General features: G+C 46.5%; 21 protein-coding genes, 1 pseudogene and 1 other annotated feature. Of the genes and pseudogenes, 4 read left to right on the forward strand and 18 right to left on the reverse strand.

The genetic code is table 11. The annotated features are described in order from the left end of the window. Positions 1-216: 216 nt before the first annotated feature. Positions 217-801, reverse strand: a complete 585-nt coding sequence (locus AC1DPK_RS07570) for a TetR/AcrR family transcriptional regulator (RefSeq protein WP_477509878.1) — start codon at positions 799-801, stop codon at positions 217-219. 318 nt (positions 802-1119) lie between these two features. On the opposite strand from AC1DPK_RS07570, the gene AC1DPK_RS07575 reads away from it, so the two are divergent. Then, a complete protein-coding gene (locus AC1DPK_RS07575) occupies positions 1120-1509 on the forward strand; it encodes an anthrone oxygenase family protein (RefSeq protein ID WP_477509879.1) in 390 nt (129 codons plus the stop codon). A gap of 197 nt (positions 1510-1706) precedes the next feature. Here the strand turns inward: AC1DPK_RS07575 and AC1DPK_RS07580 are convergent, their stop codons facing one another. The 3 genes from AC1DPK_RS07580 to AC1DPK_RS07590 are packed head-to-tail and all read right to left on the reverse strand — an operon-like array spanning position 1707 to position 3793. Continuing rightward, entirely contained in the window at positions 1707-2204 is a 498-nt protein-coding gene (locus AC1DPK_RS07580) for a GNAT family N-acetyltransferase (RefSeq protein ID WP_477509880.1), read from the reverse strand. 18 nt (positions 2205-2222) lie between these two features. After that, the gene (locus AC1DPK_RS07585; protein ID WP_477509881.1) at positions 2223-2774 is read right to left on the reverse strand and encodes an SMI1/KNR4 family protein; all 552 of its coding nucleotides are present in this window, start codon (positions 2772-2774) and stop codon (positions 2223-2225) included. Continuing rightward, positions 2771-3793: a serine hydrolase domain-containing protein gene (locus tag AC1DPK_RS07590; RefSeq protein ID WP_477509882.1), complete on the reverse strand. Its 1023-nt coding sequence runs from the start codon at positions 3791-3793 to the stop codon at positions 2771-2773. The genes AC1DPK_RS07585 and AC1DPK_RS07590 overlap by 4 nt, the downstream gene beginning before the upstream one ends. A gap of 197 nt (positions 3794-3990) precedes the next feature. Here AC1DPK_RS07590 and AC1DPK_RS07595 point away from each other — a divergent pair, with 197 nt between their 5' ends. From AC1DPK_RS07595 to AC1DPK_RS07605, 3 genes are all read left to right on the forward strand, one after another. Further along, positions 3991-4971: a phosphotransferase gene (locus AC1DPK_RS07595; RefSeq protein ID WP_477509883.1), complete on the forward strand. Its 981-nt coding sequence runs from the start codon at positions 3991-3993 to the stop codon at positions 4969-4971. Positions 4972-5139: 168 nt separating this feature from the next. Continuing rightward, on the forward strand, positions 5140-5421 hold the full coding sequence (locus tag AC1DPK_RS07600) for an ArsR/SmtB family transcription factor (RefSeq protein ID WP_054025100.1): 282 nt from the start codon (positions 5140-5142) through the stop codon (positions 5419-5421). Between the two features lie 72 nt (positions 5422-5493). Next, positions 5494-6690: an MFS transporter gene (locus tag AC1DPK_RS07605; protein WP_477509884.1), complete on the forward strand. Its 1197-nt coding sequence runs from the start codon at positions 5494-5496 to the stop codon at positions 6688-6690. Positions 6691-7649: 959 nt separating this feature from the next. On the opposite strand, the gene tyrS is transcribed toward AC1DPK_RS07605, so the two are convergent. From tyrS to AC1DPK_RS07675, 14 genes and pseudogenes are all read right to left on the reverse strand, one after another. Then, the gene (gene tyrS / locus AC1DPK_RS07610; protein ID WP_477509885.1) at positions 7650-8939 is read right to left on the reverse strand and encodes a tyrosine--tRNA ligase; all 1290 of its coding nucleotides are present in this window, start codon (positions 8937-8939) and stop codon (positions 7650-7652) included. Between the two features lie 73 nt (positions 8940-9012). Then, positions 9013-10077, reverse strand: a complete 1065-nt coding sequence (locus AC1DPK_RS07615) for a hypothetical protein (protein WP_477509886.1) — start codon at positions 10075-10077, stop codon at positions 9013-9015. Positions 10078-10171: 94 nt separating this feature from the next. Further along, positions 10172-11851, reverse strand: coding sequence for a glutamine--tRNA ligase/YqeY domain fusion protein (locus tag AC1DPK_RS07620; protein WP_477509887.1), 1680 nt, complete (start codon positions 11849-11851; stop codon positions 10172-10174). Positions 11852-11941: 90 nt separating this feature from the next. Then, positions 11942-12195: a binding site (T-box leader), on the reverse strand. 73 nt (positions 12196-12268) lie between these two features. Then, a complete protein-coding gene (locus tag AC1DPK_RS07625) occupies positions 12269-12595 on the reverse strand; it encodes a YnfA family protein (RefSeq protein WP_076267312.1) in 327 nt (108 codons plus the stop codon). Positions 12596-12631: 36 nt separating this feature from the next. Then, positions 12632-13120, reverse strand: a complete 489-nt coding sequence (locus AC1DPK_RS07630) for an SRPBCC family protein (protein WP_477509888.1) — start codon at positions 13118-13120, stop codon at positions 12632-12634. A gap of 21 nt (positions 13121-13141) precedes the next feature. Beyond that, positions 13142-13396 carry a hypothetical protein gene (locus AC1DPK_RS07635; RefSeq protein ID WP_441880783.1) on the reverse strand — a complete coding sequence of 85 codons (255 nt, stop codon included), beginning with the start codon at positions 13394-13396 and terminating at the stop codon, positions 13142-13144. A gap of 183 nt (positions 13397-13579) precedes the next feature. After that, positions 13580-13729: a hypothetical protein gene (locus AC1DPK_RS07640; RefSeq protein WP_477509889.1), complete on the reverse strand. Its 150-nt coding sequence runs from the start codon at positions 13727-13729 to the stop codon at positions 13580-13582. 46 nt (positions 13730-13775) lie between these two features. Then, positions 13776-14039 (reverse strand): annotated as a pseudogene (locus AC1DPK_RS07645) (Gfo/Idh/MocA family protein); the annotation flags it as partial. A gap of 437 nt (positions 14040-14476) precedes the next feature. Continuing rightward, entirely contained in the window at positions 14477-17023 is a 2547-nt protein-coding gene (locus tag AC1DPK_RS07650; RefSeq protein ID WP_477509890.1) for a cadherin-like beta sandwich domain-containing protein, read from the reverse strand. 321 nt (positions 17024-17344) lie between these two features. Next, on the reverse strand, positions 17345-17572 hold the full coding sequence (locus tag AC1DPK_RS07655) for a hypothetical protein (RefSeq protein WP_477509891.1): 228 nt from the start codon (positions 17570-17572) through the stop codon (positions 17345-17347). A 583-nt stretch (positions 17573-18155) separates the two neighbouring features. Next, positions 18156-18677: an extracellular solute-binding protein gene (locus AC1DPK_RS07660; RefSeq protein WP_477509962.1), complete on the reverse strand. Its 522-nt coding sequence runs from the start codon at positions 18675-18677 to the stop codon at positions 18156-18158. A gap of 6 nt (positions 18678-18683) precedes the next feature. Beyond that, a complete protein-coding gene (locus AC1DPK_RS07665) occupies positions 18684-18824 on the reverse strand; it encodes a hypothetical protein (RefSeq protein ID WP_477509892.1) in 141 nt (46 codons plus the stop codon). Positions 18825-19034: 210 nt separating this feature from the next. Beyond that, positions 19035-20366 (reverse strand): alpha/beta hydrolase, encoded by a 1332-nt coding sequence (locus AC1DPK_RS07670; protein WP_477509893.1) that lies wholly within the window; start codon positions 20364-20366, stop codon positions 19035-19037. Next, complete coding sequence (locus AC1DPK_RS07675; protein ID WP_477509894.1) at positions 20367-21716, reverse strand: alpha/beta hydrolase; 1350 nt, start codon at positions 21714-21716, stop codon at positions 20367-20369. Positions 21717-21740 lie beyond the last annotated feature (24 nt).

Here is a 21740-nt window from a genome sequence, read left to right on the forward strand (position 1 = left end):
AGCTTAATGAAGCAACGTCAGTCTACAACTCTATTTTCTTCTGACAACATATAATTTATAGAGAAATGAAGTCAAATAATGGTTAGGTTCGTTACAAACGTTAAAATGAATAAGCTACCGACTTTGTCGGCAGCCTGTGATCATTTCACTATCCTATATTGAATATAACAATCATAAATTTCCAAGTGCTAAAAACCAGTAACACTCATCTATCAGCTATTCGCGAAGGCGGTTAAGAAGAGCTAATGCCATTTCTCTCGCGGCTGCAACAATTTCTTCGTCCGTACGCTCCGTTCCACTGGCGGCCAACAGTGCCGAGTTAATACTGAGAAAGGCCATTCTTACAAGTAATTTCCGTGTAGGATCAGCATCCTTGCCAGCCACAAGCTCAGCCACTGCCCCAAGGCTGTCACGGATTTGACCACCGGGATTGCTAACCACGCTCCGCATGAGATTGGGATTCGCATTTACGAAGCGGATGCCGCGCAGCTTGTCTACAGAAGTAGAATCCACCCAACGAAGCACCGTGCGCTCCAGAAGGTCTGGACTCGATTCTTGGCTGACGGCCCATGCGAGAAGTTCAGCCGCCTCGTTACCGCGGGAGGACATCATTGAATTTACGATGTCATTTTTGCTTTTGAAATGGTAGTATAGCGCAGCCTTGCTGATCCCGAGTTGCTCAGCGATCTCACGAAGTGATGTTGCCTCAAACCCTTTAGCAGTGAAAAGCTCCAAAGCTACACGCTGAGCTTCCGCTTTTGTTTCACTGCCTGTCCGTTTCACTGACTCACTCATACTCATGATTGTCACACTCCTTGCCTTTCAATCATTTTAGCCATACTCATCAYACTTGACAACTTACCTGTCGGCAAGTAAAGTGTGTTTTATAGTTATCATTTCAATTTTTCTTCACCACAGTTTGAACGCTCGGTAATCGAGCCGTCATGAAAACAACCATAAGGAGGATATCCTAGTGACTAACATCGTTCTACTATTATCTCCCCTACCCTCGGCTTATACACTGGGTCAGAGCTTATTATGAATCATATCATTATAGAGTTCATCAGTTTATTCCTTGCAGGCATCCTTGCTGGTGAAGAGCTCGTCATTCGCTATGGGGTGCACTTGTCTCTGGCTGGTCTAGACGACCAGTATCAAATTAAAGTTCGTCAAGCACTAGTACTTAAACTGCGTGTGCTGGTGCCCGCTATCTTTTTACCTACGGCCGTGTCGGGAGCTGCGGTGCTAGTACTGAGCGGCTCCGAGCCAGGTTTGTTCTTCCGCTGGGCTGGCGTTCTGGCCTTACTCATCTTCATCCTAGTCACGCTCATTGGCACTGTCCCCATCAACAAGGGTGCGCTCGAATGGAAACCCGACGCGCCGCCTAGCAACTGGAAGTTGCTAATCCGACGCTGGGAGCTGCTTGATGTGGTTCGTTCATCGGCAGCAGTCTTGGCATTTGCATGTTTCTTGACAGCTATTGCACTGCAGTACTCGAGCTTGCAATAACAAGCTTTAGACTCCTTTTAGCGAAAAAGGCAATGGTTGCTTCGGACATGGAAAAAGTCCTAGCTGCCATTGCCTTTTTAAAATCAGATAACAGTTGGTTCAACTATTTAGAAGCCGCTTTCTGCTTAAAATCTTCAATAAAATGCTGTATATCCATTTTCCAAACTAGACTATGCAAATTGATAAGATGACTATTCTCATATGTGAATCCAGTAGTTGCATTTTCCACCTTCATTAGCTTCTAATACACCATTATTTAACTCAATGACTCTTCTAGAAGCGATATTACTTTCCACACAAGACAGCATTACATCCTTTATTCCCATGCTTTCTGCGTTTTTTAGGAGTTCATTTAACATGACCGTACCGTACCCTTTTCCTCGTTTGCTTGGTCTGATCGTATATCCTATATGCCCGCCTGATATTTTTAAGTTATCATTCAAATAATGCCTCAGCTTCCCGTAGCCTACGGGATAGGAATCAACGAATAACCAGAAAACAGTCTGGGGAACGTGCTGGGGTAAGAGATCGATACCTTGCGAGATCGCTATATTTTTTCGAATAAATGCCGGAAATTGGCTATAATCGATATCATACGCACTATTCACAAACCCATTTTCTCCCGGGCCTATTTCTACTAACATGTCAAAAATATCACGTCCATCATCTACACTTGCTGCTTTTAGTTCAATCATCTTCTTTAGGCCTCCTATTTATAAGTCTCTTAATCTATTATTATTTCCCGCGTTATAAATGGGCCAATTCCAATATTTCTCACCCTGACATATGATAAACCGATCAAACCATTGCTCAAAATTCATATGCAGCGGCCTCGCATCATGAAATTGATCAATATGGCCTTTGACCATTAAGTAATGGTCTGAGCCTTCATTAAAAGCTTTTAAATGAATAACAATGTCATCCTGATAAATGTAAGCTACTTTCAAATAACCTTCATTAGGCTCCTCGTACGTTACTCCAAATGTATCCTGCCACCCGTATAAGTAGGCCTCTCCTCCGTACTCCGGATGGTCAAAGAGCGAGCAGCCATTCGTTATTCTAAGGAAATTCAAATAATCCTGAGGAAGTTTACAACCCAATTTTTCCTGAAAAAGCATTAAATCTTCTTCCCTTGCAGGAGGTCTAAATGTACATTTGGCCTCATATAGTTCACCTTCACGCAGCTGTAAGCTTAATAACCCGCTCGCCTCTAATCTTTGCTTTAAGGAAGTGATAGTTTTCTTAATAATGTTGCCTTGAATCATCGAGCACCTCCATAACTGCGAAGCAGATCATATGCCATATTTCCAAACTTTCTAATGTCGTATAAGTAATCATACCCGCTCGAATCCTGCAGCTGGTTATACATGCGAACCACTACGGCATCGCAGCTCGGAATGACCAAACAGGCGCAGCCTGTAATTCCAAGAACTTGATAAGCGTCGCTCGGCAGATGCTCCCCAATTTGATTTAAAGGAGTATCACTTTGCAGCCACCATATAAAACCATTTCGAGGCAGGTGTGCCGGAACAGTGAGTGGCGTATGCAGCGAAGTAGCTCTTGCAAAAACAGTTTGCGGCAGCAACTGCTTTCCATTTACATTGCCGTTTTTAAGATGCATATGCCCCCACATCGCTAGATCGCGCGCACTAACGAACAAATTGCTTTGATCACCCGCATCACTATCGTTTGACCCCACCCACGTATTTTCATCATCGTAATAATTATATATAAGCTGCTCCGCTGCTTTTGTTCTCCAGCCCGTTTCCTTTAACCCATATTGATTAAATACATGACTCGCCATAAAAGAACTTAAGTTTTGCCCCGAAATATGCCTAATTAATTGAAAAAGCATGCCAATTCCCGTATTGCGGTATTCCCATCCATATCCAGCAGGGAACTCTCTTGTTATCTTCCCGTTCTCTTCGATTAATCCATGGGTATGCGTAAGCAGGTGCCTCAACGTTACCCCTCGCGCTGCATCTTTATAATCATTGAGATACTTCCCGATTTCATCATCCACACTGCCTATTTTCCCTTGCTCTATTAATAAGCTGACAGCAAGCGCTAGATACGTTTTACGGATTGATGCTACGTTGAACTGCGTTTTTTCATCCACGAGTCTCGGCGCATCTGATGCTGCATGTGTACCGGAATACCACTCGTTTACAACAACATCGTTCTGAATGATATACGTTGCGGCAGCTGTGGCGCCGATACTTTGTTGAATAGCATAGACATACTCATTCAGGCTTTGAAAATGATTCGTTACCACTTTCTGCACATAATCCTCTCCTGCTTCAGAGTTGATTTACCAATTCTGATTAACAATAATCCGCTGCTCTTACATTGTCAAATAAACCCAACAAAGAGATTTCCAGCAGTAATAAACAACTATAGCCATTGTTTCTATCCCCTTCGGCTCACGATTGCTATAGGATAAATAGATAATGTGAAAGACATTGAAAGGATGATTGTGACATGCTGCAAATCCCTGCCGTACATACTGTATTTCATAAGGAAACGCTTTTTGAAGCCATGGCCTTATTATATGATATCGGTACACCGCTAAAGAGCCAATTCGTGTCCAATGGCTTGAATGATACCTATTCGGTGGATACGAATACCGGAAAATTTATATTGCGAATTTATAAGCATTTGTGGCGAGCAGAATCCGATATCCGTTTTGAGCTGGATTTGTTAACCTATCTTAAAAACTGTATCCTGCCGGTTTCCTATCCAATCCAAAGACGAGATGGCGAATGGTTGACTGAGCTTGACGCACCGGAAGGCACTCGTTATGCTGTGCTATTCTCTTATGCGGATGGGGCCGGGAAACTTAATGTCGATACAAGCCAAGCTTACGGAAGCGCTATAGCGCAGCTTCATCATGCCATGGATTTCTATGAGCCCAAACATGAACGGTTTGAACTTGATGCTGCCCATTTGCTCGACGAGCCTCTTCGGGCGATGCTTCCGTCTTTACAGCATCGCCCGAACGATGCAGCGTTTGTTCAAGAAACAGCCGGCAGGCTGAAAGCTCGCCTTGCAGAAGCCGCGGATGGTGCATATGACTGGGGAGTATGCCACGGGGATCTGCATGGCTGGAACGTCTTTCATTCGGATGACGGCAGCATGACACACTTTGACTTTGACTGCTGCGGCGTAGGCTGGCGCTCGTATGATCTATCCGTTTATTTATGGGATCGCGTCCATGGCAGATCGGATAGTGAGAGCTTTGAGGATGAATGCTGGGATGCTTTTCTGGAAGCCTATACGAAGGAACGCCCGCTAAGCGAGCAAGATCTCGCGATGATTCCCGTATTCGTAGCCGTCAGACAGCTTTGGCTGATCGGACTTCATACAGGCGGAAGCGCCGTTTGGGGATCTTGGCAGGATGATGGTTACTTTGACGGGAAGCTTAAATTTTTGGCGGCTTGGGTAAAGGCGCATAACCTATAATGCGATGAAAGAAAAGGAGCTGCTTGCGGCTCCTTTCTTCTTTTATACGATTACGGAAATGCTTGTTGTAAAATAAAATGAATGCTTGCCTGTTTACATTCGAATATCGATATGCTATCTTATTTCTACAAATATAGAAATAACGACTGCAAGAAAGGTGAAGCCACAATGACAGAAGATCATGCGGACGTACGTCAAGCTGTAAAAGTATATAAGGCGCTCGGTGAGCCTACCCGTCTGAAAATAGCTCTGCTGCTTACTGAGGAGAAAAATTTATGCTGCTCCGATATTGGCACAAAGCTGGAATCCGTAGCCGGCTCTACCCTCTCACATCACTTGAAGCAATTGACGGAAAGCGGATTGCTAGATCTCCGCAAGGACGGTACGTATATCTACTACAGTGTGAACCGCGAAATGGCTCGCAAGTATGCGCCATATTTGTTGGAGTAATTTTTTTTAGGTTATATTTCTATAGATTTAGAAATATAAAAACAGTGGAGTGGAGAGAGGAGTATTTTTTATATGTCTAACGCGTGGAAAATTTACATGCTGGCTATAATTAGCTTTTTGGTTGGAACGTCAGAATTTATTATTGCGGGTATTTTGGATAAGGTAGCCGACGACATAGGTGTATCCGTATCTGCAGCAGGCCAGCTGATAACCGTTTTCTCGCTAGCTTACGCTATTGGCACGCCGATTCTTATGGCAGTTACGGCGCGTGTTGAGCGGCGTCAGCTGCTCCTCTACTCATTAGGTGTATTCGCGATCGGCAATCTTATTGCTGTTGCTTTGCCTGGATTTGAGTTTTTGATCGTGTCCCGCGTCGTCCTCGCGCTCAGCACTGGCGTGTTCGTCGTTACCGCTTTGACCGTCGCTTCTAAGCTTGCACCCGTTGATAAACAGGGCAGTGCCATTGCGACGCTCGTTATGGGTTTTAGCACAGCATTAATCGTTGGTGTCCCTCTAGGCAGGGTAGTCGCATCTGTATACGACTGGCATCTCATCTTCGGAGCAATCGGACTGCTTGGCTTGCTTGCAATGCTCCTCATTTTATCCAGCATTCCAAAAACAGATGGTGAAGAGCCCGTTCCACTTCGCAGCCAGCTTGCTCTCTTGAAGCAGCCGAAAATTGTAACGGCACTGACGGTCACCTTCTTGTGGATCGGCGGCTATTCCATCGTTTACACTTATATTTCACCATTCCTGCTTAGCGTAACGAAGCTGAGTGAACAGGGCGTGAGCATCGGACTATTTGCATTCGGTATCGCCAGCCTGATCGGGTCTAAATTTGGCGGCTACAGCACCGATAAATGGGGAGCGCCGCGAACATTAGTCAGCGGCATGCTGTTCCATACGATAGCACTTGTTCTACTCTCATTGGCTGGACAGTCTCCGGTTATCGTATTTCCTCTGCTTATGATCTGGGCCTTTACCGCTTGGTCATCCGGTCCAACTCAGCAGTACCATCTGATGTCACTAGCTCCAGAAGCTTCGGGTATTATGCTTAGCTTGAACAGCTCTGTACTTCAGCTGGGCATGGCTGCAGGAGCCGGGCTTGGCGGGGTTGTCGTTGAGCAAGTATCGCTTACCTCTATCAGCTGGATTGGAGCTACAGGCGTCATACTCGCCGCTGCTACAGCCGCAACCTCCTTCGGGTTCTCCCGCGCGCGTTCCCGCCGCAAGACAGCCGAGAGCAGCTTCGCAAAGACCAGTGCTTAAACTTTAGCAGCTTTGCTTTGATCATTGATTAAAGTCACTCCTATTTTTAAAAAATGGGGCTGTCTCAAAAGTCATTTTGCGATTTTTTTGAGCGCTAATTAGATCTTATTTTCTTTGAGAAAAAGGACCTCAAACTCCACTTTACAGTGGAATTTGAGGTCCTTTCATCTGAAAACGGAGATGTTCCCCTGTCATGCGAAGACATTTGCGGCAGCGCCTGCAGCAGCTTCATCTAAGCACAGAAATGCACTTATTTAACCAAATCTTCTTCAAATCTGCTCAATTAGAGGTATTTGTACACCCATTTACATCATTTCAATCTTGTTTGTTAAAAACAGGTGCACTTTTGCACTTATTTACTCTACGCTAACGGTTAACGCACATCACTATCATACAACATGCATAAGCCACTTACATAATCAAATCAGACTTTAATACTAATCGAATTTCAGAGGGCGCAGCCCTTGGGGGGAGGGTGTCAATAGCCATAGGCTCCAGAGGCACCCTCTTTCTAATCCTGAGCTAATATGTACCTCTACACTACCCTTTATCATTGCCTATACTGCATAATCGCTGGATAGAAGCTGCTTTCTCACACTTACATGGAGCTATACTGCATTCTATACAATATAGGTGCACTTAAAAAGCTAAAATGGTCAATCGTATAACAAGATATTGCATGAATACAACATAGATCTCCATCACAGCTCAATATGGGCGAAGTTCCTGCAAATGTACAGGATAGCCAAACGCTGGTCGCAGTGATTGGTGTCGGATAATAGCTAAACGTTGGTCGTGGAGTTTAGTATCGATGGATAGCCAGACGCTCGTCGCGGAGATTGATGTTGGATGATAACCACACGTTGGTCTCGGAGAGCGTAAACTCGACTTCCTAAAGTAGATCTAACATTCAAAAGAAAACCAGACTTCCATTATCGGAAGTCTGGCTTATTTTTGTCCTATTCAAATCGAATCAAGAAGTAATTTTTCTTGCCGCGGCGCAGCACGACAAATTTGTCATAGAGCCTTTGCTCCGAGCCGATGATGGATTCTACATCCGTGTTTTTCGTGCCATTAATTGAAATCGAGCCGCTCGTAATATCTTGTTTCGCTTGGCGGCGAGATGGTGCAGCTCCAGATTCGATTAGAAGATCCATAAGCGCAATCTCTTCTCTATTCGTAAGCACCGTTGTAGGCATGTCCTGTAAAGCTTCAATCAGCTCCGCTTCACTCAGCTGATTTACATCGCCGGAGAAAAATGCCTGCGTAATTTTCTCTGCGCTGTCGAGCGCTTCTTGTCCATGAACAAGGCGAGTAATTTCACGCGCCAACTCACGCTGCGCCACCCGCTTCTCTGGGTGCGACTGAAGCTCAGTCTCCAAAGCTTCGATTTCTGCACGAGAGAGGAATGTGAAATATTTCAAAAATTTAATCGTATCGTTATCTTCAGTATTGATCCAGAACTGATAGAACTGGTACGCCGATGTCTTCGAGCGATCCAGCCAAATCGCGCCAGATTCGGATTTCCCGAATTTTTTGCCGTCGCTTTTGGTAACGAGAGGCATCGTCATGCCGTAAGCGTCGCCTCCGCCCATTTTGCCAATCAGATCAAGGCCTGCTGTAATATTGCCCCATTGATCGCTGCCGCCAATTTGCAAGGAACAGCCATGCTCTTGATGCAGCTTATGGAAGTCGTAGGCTTGCAAAATCATATAGCTGAACTCGGTAAACGAGATGCCTGATGAAAGACGGGAATCGACCGAATCCTTCGCCAGCATATAGTTTACAGTAAAGTTTTTGCCTACATCACGTAAAAAAGTAATGACATCCAGCGGCGCAATCCAATCGTAGTTGCTTACGAGCTTAGCCGCATTATCCGCAGCATTGAAATCAAGAAAGCGGGAAAGCTGACGCTTCAAGCTCTCTGTCCATTCGGATACCGTATCCGCTGTGTTCAGCGAGCGTTCCGTCGAGCGGCCGCTTGGATCACCAATTAAACCTGTTCCGCCGCCAACTAGCGCAAGTGGAATATGGCCAGCCTGCTGGAAACGACGCAAGCACAAAATCGGAAGCAAGCTGCCGATGTGTAGGCTGTCCGCTGTAGGGTCGAATCCGCAATAAAGCACGACGCGTTCACTCGTAAGCTTCTTATGTAATTCCTCGCGGTTAGTAAATTGCTGTACTAGCCCTCGGTATTCTAGATCAGCCAATAGATCTTCATGATTAATGGTTAATGCTTCGTTTGTCATTTAACTCTCTCTCCTCTAATGTTTCCTACAGTTTACGTTGATTTCGAGTTTTTTAAAAGATGTGGACGGACGATTACATGGTTTTGGTCATTTCTCTACGTCTACGAATCGTTCTTCTAATTAAAATATCACAAATAARCAGCCCTACGCCAACAACAAAGTCGACAAACCCTACAAAAATAGCGTTAAACGGATAACCGCCCATTTTCGAGATATAATATACCGTAAAAGCAAAAATCCCAAATGCACTGATCGTAAATAAAATACTTTTTCTAAAAAACAGCGCAAGCGCTGCAGCAATTACCGTTAATGCGGCGACTGTTCCCAGCACCAAGAGATTATGATCCTTCTCTATATTCGTTGGATACAACAATCTTTTGGGATACGTGTAAGAAAAATACCAGTCCTTGCTGGGCAATTCATTAAAAACAGCTTTGAATGTTTTGGAGTCCGTTTGTTCCATTGCTAAATTCGAATGAAGCGCAGCACCGGGTTCGCTTAGCCGTATTTCCAGCTCGACATGCGGCTCGCCCTCCCAGAAAGCTGCTGGGGTCAAAAAATAAAGATGGGAAAAAATCGTCGTAATTACACCTTTATTATACATCCCCCCATTTTCAATATAGTTGATGACAATATTTTTCGTTTCGTTCGGCTCAAAAGATAAAGGGAACCTCGCTCCTTGTGCTGGACCAATTTCCGCTGAGTAATTGGATAAACGCAGCTCCTTGCCGCTTACTGGATCAATGACCGTATTTTTCAATAGGGTATTTTGCCAATTAACCGTCTTTACATTCGGATCCATGATCACATTAATCTCTTTGTTTCCCTCTGATACCATAAGGGCCTCACTTGCAGGCGTTACAAATAAAACCTCCAAGTCCTTGGCGGAATCGGACGTATTGTGAAGTTCATACTGAACCGTTACTTCCGCATGGCTTTTGTACCGTTCGATATCACGGAAGGTAAACACAACCTTCTCCCGAACCAAACTCACTTGCGATTGATCATCCAGCTCCAGCCTGCCATAACCCTCCGCAGGATAATGCAGCGGTCCCCCGTTGGCACTTGCTGCTTCTGGTAAAAGCATAAATAATAGGACAGCGGACAAAATCAATGGTCGAAGCTTATGCAGGAACACTCCATCACCTCGTTCTCCGATTGTAGAGCCTCACAAAAAAGAAGCCTCCATATGTATTATTTTACCACATGAGAGGCTTCATCTTGTTATCGCTCTATTTTTTCTTCCACGTATCCTTAAGCGGTACGATGCGATTGAAGACTAGCTTCGTATTCGTTGTATGTTTTTTGTCCACGCAAAAATAACCATGCCGAACGAATTGGAACTTATCCTCTGGCTGCGGAAGAACCTCAAAAGGCTCAATTCTACAATCTTTCACGATTTGAAGTGAGCTCGGATTAATGACGCTGTCCCAAGCTATATCGGTATCCTTCGGGATTTCATTACCCCGCAGCAGACTCTCATAAAGGTGGACATCCACTTTAGCCGCGTGACTCTCTGAAACCCAGTGGATCGTCCCCTTCACCTTCCGGCCGGTAAAGCCCGTTCCGCTTTTCGTTTCGGGATCGTAAGTGCAGCGAAGCTCAATGATCTCACCTGTGGCTTCATCTTTAATGACTTCCTCACATTTAATGAAGTAGGCACCGATCAGCCGAACTTCAGCTCCGGGCGCTAATCTGTGAAATCCTTTGGACGGCTGCTCCATAAAATCATCTTTCTCTATAAATAGCGTTCTAGAGAAGGTGACCTTGCGTTTGCCAAGCGTGTCGTTCTCGCTATTGTTATCAATGGACAACAGCTCGGTTTGGCCCTCCGGATAATTAGTAATAACCACTTTCAGTGGATGGATGACGGCCATTACGCCTTTGACCTTCGCCTTCAAATCCTGTCTTGCCGCATGCTCCAGCATCGCGATATCAACGGAATTTTGCGCTCTAATCATGCCGATTTCATCGATAAAATTTCTAATGCTCTCGGGCGTAAAGCCTCTTCGCCTGAGTCCACGGATCGTTGGCAGCCTTGGATCATCCCAGCCGTCGACGAAGCCGCCCTCAACGAGCTGTCTCAAATATCGCTTGCTCGTCACGACACCCGTTAGATTTAGCCTGCCGAATTCCCTTTGCCTTGGCGGCTGAGCAAATTCCAGCTCCTCCAATACCCATTCGTACAAAGGACGATGGTCTTTGAACTCAATGGAGCATAACGAGTAGGTAATGCCCTCGATGGCATCTTGAATCGGATGCGCAAAATCGTACATCGGATAAATGCACCACTTATTTCCCGTCCGGTAATGCTCAGCATGGATAATGCGATAAATAACAGGATCTCTTAAATTAATATTAGGCGCACTCATATCTATTTTGGCACGCAATACTTTGGAAGCGGCCTTAAAATCACCATTTTTCATTTTCGCAAACTGCTCTAAATTTTCATCAATGGAGCGATTTCGGTAAGGGCTATCCTTGCCCGGCTCCGTAAGCGTCCCCCGATATTCCGTAACTTCTTCTGGTGATAATTCACAAACATAAGCCTTTCCTTTACTTATGAGCGCAACTGCAGCATCATATATCGCATCTGAATAATCCGAACCATAATAAATATGGCTGCCCGGACTATAGCCAAGCCAATTGATATCTTCGATAATGGCATTCACATATTCGATGTCCTCCTTCAGAGGATTCGTATCGTCAAATCGCAAATGAAACTTCCCATTATACTTTTGCGCAATCGTATAGTTTGTATGGATGGCATAGGCGCTTCCGATATGCAGGTATCCATTAGGCTCAGGCGGAAACCGCGTGCACATTTCTCGTGTAAACACGCCTGCTTGAAGATCCTCATTTATGATTTTGTATAAAAAATGATCCGTGTTCGGCTCTAATTCGCTGCTCATTGTAAAACCTCCAATTTAGGGTTGCTATCGATACTTTGATTTTTCATGTCCCAAAAAGCAAAAAAAAATTCCACCCCCAAGACTTCGCGTCTTGGGGACGAAATTTTTCGCGGTACCACCCCAGATTCGTTAATATGTCGCCATATTAACCTCTTCAAGTACGGCACCAAAGGATGCTTATACTCTAGCTCTATAACAGGAGCTCCTGTCACAGCATCCCCTTGCTCAGGTTCCGATGTGATGCTCAGAGACTTGTTTCGATAAACCATTCCTTGCCCCTTTTCAGCTGCCGGGGCTCTCTGCGAAAGAATGTGTTTATGTACTCTTCTCGTCATCGCCTTTTTCAATATTTCATATATGTTAACAAATCGTTCCCTGAATTGTAAATGGTTATTCTACACAGCAAGCTAGATCATACTAATGCCTTGGCGCCCACAGTATAACTGAAACACCGACCAAGCAAATAGCAGCACCTATCCAGTCGTATAAATCAGGTGTTTTTTTATCGACTAGCCAGCCCCACAATACGGCCATCACTATAAAAACGCCCCCGTACGCCGCATAGACTCTCCCGAACGAAGGGAAGGATTGAAATGTAGCAATAACACCATATAGTGCTAAAGCTACGCCTCCGACCATTCCCCAATACATCGGCTTACCTTCACGCAGCCATAACCAAATCAGGTATCCCCCACCAATTTCAGCTAACCCAGCTAATAAAAATACCAATATTCCTGTAATCATCTCTTTCACATCCAATAACCCAAGCTGATTGAATACTTATTTCTTAGCCTGAGGCAAATTTTCAAAAGCTTGTACATATTTATCGTATTTCATTTTCCATACGTCCTTGCGAGAGGCAATGGTTTTTCCGTCCAGCAATRCCTCGATAACATCCAAACATACATCCCAGCCGGCAATATCTCTAGGGGTATGTGCTGTAATTTGGACAAGCTTCTCGATTAATACCAAGCGGCAGCCCTCTGGCTCTGCATATAATTCAAAACGAACGATATCCTCAGCCCACGTAAACTCCAAAACCGATAACGCTTTGAGCTCAATGATGGCCATCTCTTCAAAATGTCCATTCTGCATATCAAATTTTATTAATCCGCCTTCACGCAGGTCCGCGACACGCAGTTCGGGGAACCACTGGGCGAGCTTCTCGTTGTCAGTCAGCATCGACCAGACACTCTCCACAGCATGCTTCAAATTGCGCTCGAAACGGACCGAATAACCATTCTCAGCTTGGGTAATGGATGCCAACATGTATACTCACCTCGTCCTTATTTATTCCTGATTATATTTTTTCTCAAACACAGACCATCGAATCAAAGAAAGAGTAACACCCACGACAACTGAAATAAAAATAATAGGCGCCATTTCGATTTGATCTACACTTTTACGACCAAGTACAATGAGTACTCCCTGAATAATTAAAACGTAAATCAATAAATAAAGCACCCATCTAATAGCGTACGACAGCTTGCCCTTTGTTCTTATCTTGCTCCATTTCTCGCGATTGAATTTGTTGAAGTCATTCACAGGTTATCCCTCACTCAATTACATATTTCTAGTGGTACATACTCCCGAAATAGGATTCAGCACCTTATTTAATATGGCGATTATAACATATGTATAATCAAAATTAGGCTGCAGCAAGAAGAATAATCCTTCTTCACTACAGCCTTGCACGTCAACCGACTATTCATTTTTTGTTATATGAAGCTACGAAAACAACAAAGAATCGCTAATTGCAGGTACATCCATCCACTGTCTCGACTCGGCAGAACGCTCAACAGCTTCAATAACGAGCTGATTTCTATAGCCGTCCTCGAAGTTCGGAGCAGGTTTAATCCCGCTCTGCAGCCCTTCCATGAACGTCGCCATCATATTCCATCATATTAATAAAGGTATGCTCGTAGCCGATAATATGACCATCAATCAGCTTCTTAGCTAGCTGTATCGCAGGCGCAAAACGATAATTATGGCAAATCATATGCATAACGCCTGCTTTTTTTACCGCCTGCAGCATCTCCGCTGCTTGGCTTGCACTGACCGCGAGCGGCTTCTCGCAAATGACATGCTTGCCCGCTTCTGCCGCAGCGATTGCCTGAAGCACAGGCTCTACCGGCGTATCGAAGTAGAATGGCAGGTCGCGATAGGCGTGGCTATGCGCTTTCCCCATAATACAAAAAAAATCGAAATGATCCCATAGTGAACGCAGAATTGGCGCTCCAGCGCATTCTCCTTGATTAAGATCGCGAAACCGTGGCTGTTCAAGTGTTTGTTTTAAAAAATCACCTAAAATCCTCTAAGATATACCCGGTTGAAAGGGTATCCTTCGTGATTATTGGGGTGATTAAGAAAAGTCAAGGGATTTTTTGGTTTGTTCAACAATATACTGACTTTTGGTGATTTTCCATCAGTTGGGATGAACTGCATAAGTCATGTCATCTACAGGTATTATAGCAAGTTTCCAATACCTAATAGAATAGAGCCTCCAAGCCTGCACCTGAGCAGGCCTGAAAGCTCTATTGGTTAACCAACCTTCAATGGCTGATGTCAGGGCAGCAGCAATTTGACTAATAGATCAAGCTGTCGGCTCAGCATAACAAATTGCCTTTATTTGCTCGCTGCTAGATCATCCAATATATATTGAATGATAGCAACGACTTCAGCTCGAGTTGCCGATTCAGCCGGAACAAATAGATTCTTTCCCCGACCCTTCAGGATGCCACGGTCTTTAGCTGTCTTCACAGCATATTTGGCCCAATTTGAAATAAGACGATCATCAGCAAACCCAGTCTCTGGCGCAAGCGCGCCTCCCTCAGGTTCGCCAAGCGCTCTCATAGCTATTACGGCTAACTCCTGACGATTAATTCCCCCCTTTGGTTGGAGGCTTCCATCCGGATAGCCAATAAATAAACCATGCTGGTAACCAAGTGCGATCGCATTCGCTGCATAAGGGGCGATTTGCTCCCCATCACTAAAGCTCGGTTCACTCCCTTGTGCTGGACCAGACCAACCTAATGCCTTAACCAGCATGACGATAAAATCCTGCCTTGATACTTTCTCGTTAGGCCTAAAGGTCCCATCAGGGTACCCCGAAATCCAGCCCTGCTGAACTGCTGACTGTATGATCGGCTCTGCCCATGACCCCAAAATATCGTTAAATGAAATGGGCTTGACGGGACCAACAGGAGTCTCCGTAGTTGGAGTCGGAGATGGCGGAGTATACGGAACAAAAGCTCGGTTTACCCTAATTGTGTATAGCAGTTCTTCACCGCTCTGCGAGACGACTTTAATATGAATATCATTGTTCCCTTGACTCAACAGTAGATCTACGCTGTCGCTAGCACTTGCAACTGGGACGTAGGTCGAGTCATTTACTGATACGCTTACTAAAGCATGACTCTCTGCTGCAACTGGTTTTACCGTTATCGCATAAACCGAATAACCAACGGATGCTTCGTAGTTTACTGTTTCAGGATGAAACAAAGGTGTAAGTGTTCCTGCTGACAAACTCAAATCGCTCAGTGTAGCATTGTGGCTTGGCCGCAAGACTTGTACGGTGTAGATTTGCTCATTTCCCTCCTCGGCCGTTACGCGTATGGCAATCGTATTTAGGCCTGCCTCCAGCGGCAGGGGAGCGCTTGCCGTACTGTTGGTCAMGCTTTGATAGGAACCTCCATTGACACTTACCGCTATAGACGCATTCGTTCCCGCTGCCCAAGGCGTCAGCGTAATCGCATTCTGATTACTCCCCACTTCGGCTGAATAGCTATAAATTCCAGCATCGAATAATGGGCTGAGCGTACCAGAAGAGAGAGATAAGCTGCTTAAATTCGCATCGTTGCTCTGCCTATAAACTGTCAGCACATATTGATTCACCGTCGCTCTGTCCTCGGCGGTGACGCGTATCGCAATCGTATTCAGGCCTGCCTCCAGCGGCAGGGGAGCGCTTGCCGAACCGCTGGTCACGCTTTGATAGGAACTGCCATTGACACTTACCGCTATAGACACATTCGTTCCCGCTGCCGAAGGCGTCAACGTAATCGCACTCTGATTACTCCCCACTTCGGCTGAATAGCTATAAATTCCAGCTTCGAATAATGGGCTGAGCGTACCAGCAGAGAGAGACAAGCTGCTTAAATTCGCATCGTTGCTCTGCCTATAAACTGTCAGCACATATTGATTCACCGTCGCTCTGTCCTCGGCGGTGACGCGTATCGCAATCGTATTCAGGCCTACCTCCAGCGGCAGAGGAATGCTTGCCGAACCGCTGAATATGCTAGTGAATGATCCCCCATTAGCACTGTAGGCGATTAAAGCATTCTCTTCTGATGCTGTAGGCGTTACCATGATGGAATCTTGACTATTTGCTACAACAGCCTCATAGCTGAAGCGTCCGCTGGCGAAATCCGGCTGCAGCAAAGCACTTCCGGATAAGCTTAGCTGCTCCAAAGTTGCATTCGTGCTAGGCTCAGAACGAATAACTTCGATAGTATATTTTCTAGTTTGGGAGCCATCCGCAGAAATCGTTTCAACTGGAATGGCCGTGCTGCCCACTCCAAGCTGGATAGCGGAGCTAGCTTCGCCATCTGTGCCCCCTATTCCATTTATGGACAAGCTACCATCGGCATCGTTTAGAGTAGGAGTGACCTTCGTAGAGACTGTCGAATAAGGAACATGAACGGTGTAATTAAGCGTATTGGCATCGAATGCAATCGTCCCGGCTGAAGTTTCCAGCTTCTTTAGAGCAGCATCGTTGGCCATCGGCCGATGCACATGGAAATTGATCAGTCGAGTGACTGTGCCATCGGAAGAAGTAATTTTTATTTCTATGAGGTTATTAGCCGGATTTAGAGGAAGATGGCCTGTAGATGTCCATTGTCCAAGATTTTTCCAATTATCTCCATTCATTTGATATTGTATCGTTGCATTTTCATCGACGGTCTTGATAGCGAAATAGTACGTAGAAATCGAACTTCTCGGAATGTAAACATCATACTCGTTAATCGTGTTCGAAAGAGAGGGGGTATGCGGATATGTAAATTCAACCCTGTCCACATCCACATTATTGCTCCCAGCCGCCCTAACATAATGACTCAAAGATGCTGGAAGCAGCATGCTAACTACTAACAAGATTAGGCCTATTTTTCTTAACATTAAATGAATTCCCCTTTGCTATTCACTTATTTTTTCCTAACGAAAACCACATCTAGCAAACTAAGTTTATTATATCATATAGACATCACTTATACAGTTCGATGAATTAAGTGGGAATTGTGAGAATCTATGCTTGAATAAACCGGCCACCTGGTCATGAGCAGACGCTTGGGCCAATAGGCAGAAATAATGCTTGCGAAAATTCGTACTTCTGTGTCAAAATCGATATCGATTCGTTCAGATCCCTTTTGGTTTCTTTTACGAACATGGCAACGAGTTTTGAAGAGTCCGCGAACCATTTCGCCGTGGGTGCAGCTCTCATTACTCCTTTTTTCTTTGTTTGCTTGCCATAACGCATAGGCTACTAATGCCTCCGTAGCGAACACGAATTCCATATGCGCGGTTGCTAATGATGAGATAGGCTCCCTTGTACGTTGCAGGGCTGTATTCATAGTCCTCTATGCCAACTTCTTTCAAGCGAACAGTGACGACCGCGGCAATAGGGACACGCTTATCTTTCGAGATCGCTTGCCCTTTCTTGAAGGACAACCAGATTCATACACCAGCGATACGTTTTGGATGAAGAGTCGAACAACCAGCATAAGAAAGGCAATTTTTTGGCGTAGGGATGGGCAATAAGCGTATCATCAAGTTTATGACGTCACCTGGTTTTAGTGCCGTAACGCTAACTTCTTGAAGCCTTGCCGCACGTTTATGACCAAACGTTCTCCATGCAAACGAAGTTGTGAAAAATCGACTAAGTGTATACTGCGCAAGCTTATAGGGTTTGAACATGGTCGCAAGTAAAGCGTCCTTACTGGTTAAAAAAGCCATTTGGTTCACAGACGAGTGGTTTTCCATCTGTTGGTATGAACTGCATAAGTCATGTGATTTTTTTCTACAGGATCTTTCTATACCGTTCATCAAATTAACCACCTGCTCTGAACATTTAATAAAAATGATCAAAGAGCCGCAACCATTAAAGAAAGCCGAGCGAAATCAGTTTATGGTTAACTGAAGATCGTCGGCTTAGCAGTAAGCTTATTAAGGTGATAAGATAGCTGAAAGTGAGTCCACACCTTATAGATTTGCACACTACGTTAATACAATGAAGTCGTTCCCTCTGTCTCTTCTATCCTTTAGTCGCGCCTGCCGCCAGACCGTCAACAAAGTGCCTCTGCAAATACATGAACAGCAGCGTATTCGGTATGGCAATGAATACCGCTCCCGCGGAGATCGGCAATATTTCTTTAAGCAACTCCGCAAAAGTTTGCATTCCCTTAACCGCGCCCTCGTTGTTTAGTCCAATGTCAGCAGAATCCGTGCCTCCGCTCCCGAAGATATAACCACCAGTAGATCCGATGAACGGATAGCTGTAATAGAAAAACGGCACATCGAACATAAACGCGTATTTGTTGCTTTCGGGATCGTTAAACGATCGCCCGAACTCGATGACTTCTTCCATCGTCTTCGGAGGCTCAGAAATCAAATCCTTATTGTAGAACATGGCATAAGTCATGACCTTGATGGGATAGCCGAACAGCCTGTTATTATACGAAGCCGCGGCGACCGCCACGTCCTCGTGCTCGCTGCGCGTCGCGTCCGCAAACTCATCGTTAGGCAGAATCAGCCCGGCGCTTGCCGCCTTGCCCAGATGGTCCTAGGAAGTCGTAATGACGTCTGCCGCAATGCCAGCTGGACCGTCCAGCTCGAATTTTCCGATTTGATCCATCGTTCCAAGCTCCTGCATCTTCACTTCGACGCCGTATAGTTCCGTAAATTCCTTGATGATGGCATCCACAAAAGGCCGGGCTTCTTTGCTCTCCTATACCAGCAAGCTCGCGCCAGTCTCCGGTACAAGCTCCGTATCGATCTTCTCGAACGCCAGATCGAACTGGCTTTGCACGGGAGTTACGCCCGCTCCGGACTCGGTTGTGCCGTTGGAGCACGCGGCTGCGGCGAGCAGCGATAGCGTTAAGAACGCGCCGCGAGTCAGTGTTTTACCCCGTATTCATATCGATTGACTTAGCATCCAACTTTGGACTTCATAATGCAACGTCTTGTTGCTGTCAGCGACGAACCGCCTCTTCGGGACATCCGCCCCCTCCGGGCCTGCTTCCCTTAGACCAGAATGCTCTGAGACGTGAAAAGCAAATCCCGTATTTCTCGGCAGGAAAAGCCGCCTTCGGTAGGAGCGAGGTCCGGACTTCTCCAGTTCCGCCCCCGCATATACTCTCGCCGTTGCCGAGGTATCGTCTGGTACGACAACTTCCAGCTCCACTTCGACCTTTTCGGATAATTCCGGCACGATCCTGATTATTGTCAATGCGTTCAGCCCATGTCCGCTGTATGCGATCTCACAATCCCCCGTCTTGACTGCCCGGATCAAGCCTGTCGGATCGACCGCCGCTGCGCCTTCGGGCGTTACGCGAAAGCTTGCGTCCAGGTCGACCGAAACTAAACCGCTTTCATATGAGACAAGCGGGTATACCCATGCCTCGGCTCCCTCGATCCCGGCGATAGGATCACCGGTCAACTCGGCTGAGACGGGCGATCCTTTGTCTCCGAAGAAGAAGACAAGCGGCGCGTATACCCTCTGCTCCCAAGCTGCCTCGTTATGCTCTGCCATCGGTTCGTAGCAGAACACGAGGTCGTCTCCAGACCGGTAGCCTAGCTTCAAGAAATGCTCCACCATGTGCCTGACGTGATCGACACGCACAGTCATGCCTTCCATGCCGCCAGCATCTATCCATAATTGAAACGGTCCTTTTCCATCGAAAGTCTGAACGATGGGCAGATGCGTCATCGTCTCCTCATTGTATTGGGCAAAATAAGGCGAAACCATGGCCAGCTTGCCAAAAACGTCGGAACGGCGGAACCCGATATGGTAAGTCGCGAGCCCGCCTCTGGACGAACCCATCAGTGCGGTGTGGCGGCTCTCATGCTTCGTCCGGTAAGTACGGTCGATGTAGGGTTTAACTTCCTCCGTCAGGAAACGTTCATAGAACTCTCCCCGGCAAGGGTAGTCGAGCTCCTCCGCGAACGAGCCTTGATGCGCGAACTCGCTGTTTCGCTCCAGCCCCATATTCGAAACCGCCACGACGATCAATTTTTCGATGCGTCCTTCCGCAATCAGACGGTCGCATACGCGGTGCAGGTTCCATGACTGCCCGTTAAATGCTTCATAGAATACGTTCTGCCCGTCATGGACGTAAAGCACCGGATACGTCCTGTCCGCTTCCTGCCCGTAGCCGGGCGGCAAATAAACGAAAATGTCCCTTTCGTTGCGCATAATTTCCGATCGGAAATTCGCGATGGTTTCCACTCGCGAAGGCTGCGTCATTCAAATCTCCTCCTCTCTTCCCGTAACTGGCCTTAAGTCTATCCAATTATGAACCGTGTAAACGACTCTCTTGTCCTCGTCCGTGACAAGCCTTCTGTAACGCATCCGCCCGAAATCCCGATCGACCTCTTCCTTATCGTAGCCCCGGGTGATGAGAAAATCGAACGTTAATCCTCTAGGCAAACTGACCGTTCCGCCATACAATCCTTTGCCGAGCTTCGGAACGCCGAACGTCGCATAAATCTCGGCATCTTCCGGCGTTGTATCCGGCACGCGAATTTCAAGCTCGACGACGACGGTCTCAGATAGCCGTTCCACGACAGTATACATTCTGGCTGCTTCATGGCCCCCATAACGGCAGACGATCGTCGCAGTGCCGGGTTTCCGTGGAAGCAGCCTTCCGTCTGGCGAAATCCCGAGGACATCCGGATTATCCGTCTGGTAATCGGCTCTGAGCAAACTGAAGCGTATGCCGTTGTGAAGCGCGGCAACCGCATTAACGACCACTACAGGCCCGTCGACACCGACGATACCGTCCCCTTCAAGCGCGAGAACCGACACATCGGCGGCTTCGCCAAAGAAGTGCAGCAGCGGCATGTGCGCCCGGCGGCTCCAGTCCCATTCGGAATGCGCGGCTTCCATGTCCAGATAATAATAAAGCTCCTCACCTTGCTTCCAGCCAGCTTGCTGCATATTCTCCGCGACGCTCCGCACGTGGGATGGCATGAAGAATCCCTCCGCCCCACCTATGTCCATCCATATTTTCTGCCCATCGTTATACGGATACAGCCGATACTGCGGCGTTTCTTCCAGCGTGCCGGGATCTACCTGGACGAAAAAAGGCGACAGGATGCCCAGCATGCCGAATACGTCCGGACGGCGGAGCCCGATGTTGTACGTTGCAATGCCGGCCGCCGAGGAGCCCATTAACGCCGTATGCTCCGCATCCGGCAGTGTCCTGAATGCGCGATCTACGATTGGCTTCAGCTCTTCGATTAGAAAATGCTCGTAAAGCTCGCCGACGCAGCGAATAGGATACGCGCACAGGTCGTGGAAATATTCACTGGTTCCGTCCTCGTACTTATGTTCGACCGCTACGATAATAATTGGCCGAATCAGCCCTTCCGCCAATAGTCGGTCCGCTACGCGGTGCATACCCCAGGACTCTCCGGATGGCTTGCTCGGCTCGAATACGTGCTGGCCTACGTGCATGTACAACACGGGATACCTTACGGACGGATCATCGTCATAGCCCGCAGGCAAATAAATGTAGATGTCTCTTTCGTTCCCCAGCCGGGATGCGTGCACCCCGGGTAATACGATCAGCTTCGATTGAGCCGAATTTTCCATATTGCATAGCCCCTCCTGAGAACT

Source organism: Paenibacillus sp. 01T424 (assembly GCF_056398745.1).

What these genes read in the sequence shown, in the direction of transcription:
- AC1DPK_RS07620 (WP_477509887.1), bottom strand. Translation starts at nt 11,851, where the DNA reads ATGAGCAGCGAATTAGAGCCGAACACGGATCATTTTTTATACAAAATC.
- AC1DPK_RS07580 (WP_477509880.1), bottom strand. Translation starts at nt 2,204, where the DNA reads ATGATTGAACTAAAAGCAGCAAGTGTAGATGATGGACGTGATATTTTT.
- AC1DPK_RS07585 (WP_477509881.1), bottom strand. Translation starts at nt 2,774, where the DNA reads ATGATTCAAGGCAACATTATTAAGAAAACTATCACTTCCTTAAAGCAA.
- tyrS (WP_477509885.1), bottom strand. Translation starts at nt 8,939, where the DNA reads ATGACAAACGAAGCATTAACCATTAATCATGAAGATCTATTGGCTGAT.
- AC1DPK_RS07625 (WP_076267312.1), bottom strand. Translation starts at nt 12,595, where the DNA reads ATGATTACAGGAATATTGGTATTTTTATTAGCTGGGTTAGCTGAAATT.
- AC1DPK_RS07675 (WP_477509894.1), bottom strand. Translation starts at nt 21,716, where the DNA reads ATGGAAAATTCGGCTCAATCGAAGCTGATCGTATTACCCGGGGTGCAC.
- AC1DPK_RS07605 (WP_477509884.1), top strand. Translation starts at nt 5,494, where the DNA reads ATGTCTAACGCGTGGAAAATTTACATGCTGGCTATAATTAGCTTTTTG.
- AC1DPK_RS07595 (WP_477509883.1), top strand. Translation starts at nt 3,991, where the DNA reads ATGCTGCAAATCCCTGCCGTACATACTGTATTTCATAAGGAAACGCTT.
- AC1DPK_RS07570 (WP_477509878.1), bottom strand. Translation starts at nt 801, where the DNA reads ATGAGTATGAGTGAGTCAGTGAAACGGACAGGCAGTGAAACAAAAGCG.
- AC1DPK_RS07600 (WP_054025100.1), top strand. Translation starts at nt 5,140, where the DNA reads ATGACAGAAGATCATGCGGACGTACGTCAAGCTGTAAAAGTATATAAG.
- AC1DPK_RS07640 (WP_477509889.1), bottom strand. Translation starts at nt 13,729, where the DNA reads ATGGAAGGGCTGCAGAGCGGGATTAAACCTGCTCCGAACTTCGAGGAC.
- AC1DPK_RS07670 (WP_477509893.1), bottom strand. Translation starts at nt 20,366, where the DNA reads ATGACGCAGCCTTCGCGAGTGGAAACCATCGCGAATTTCCGATCGGAA.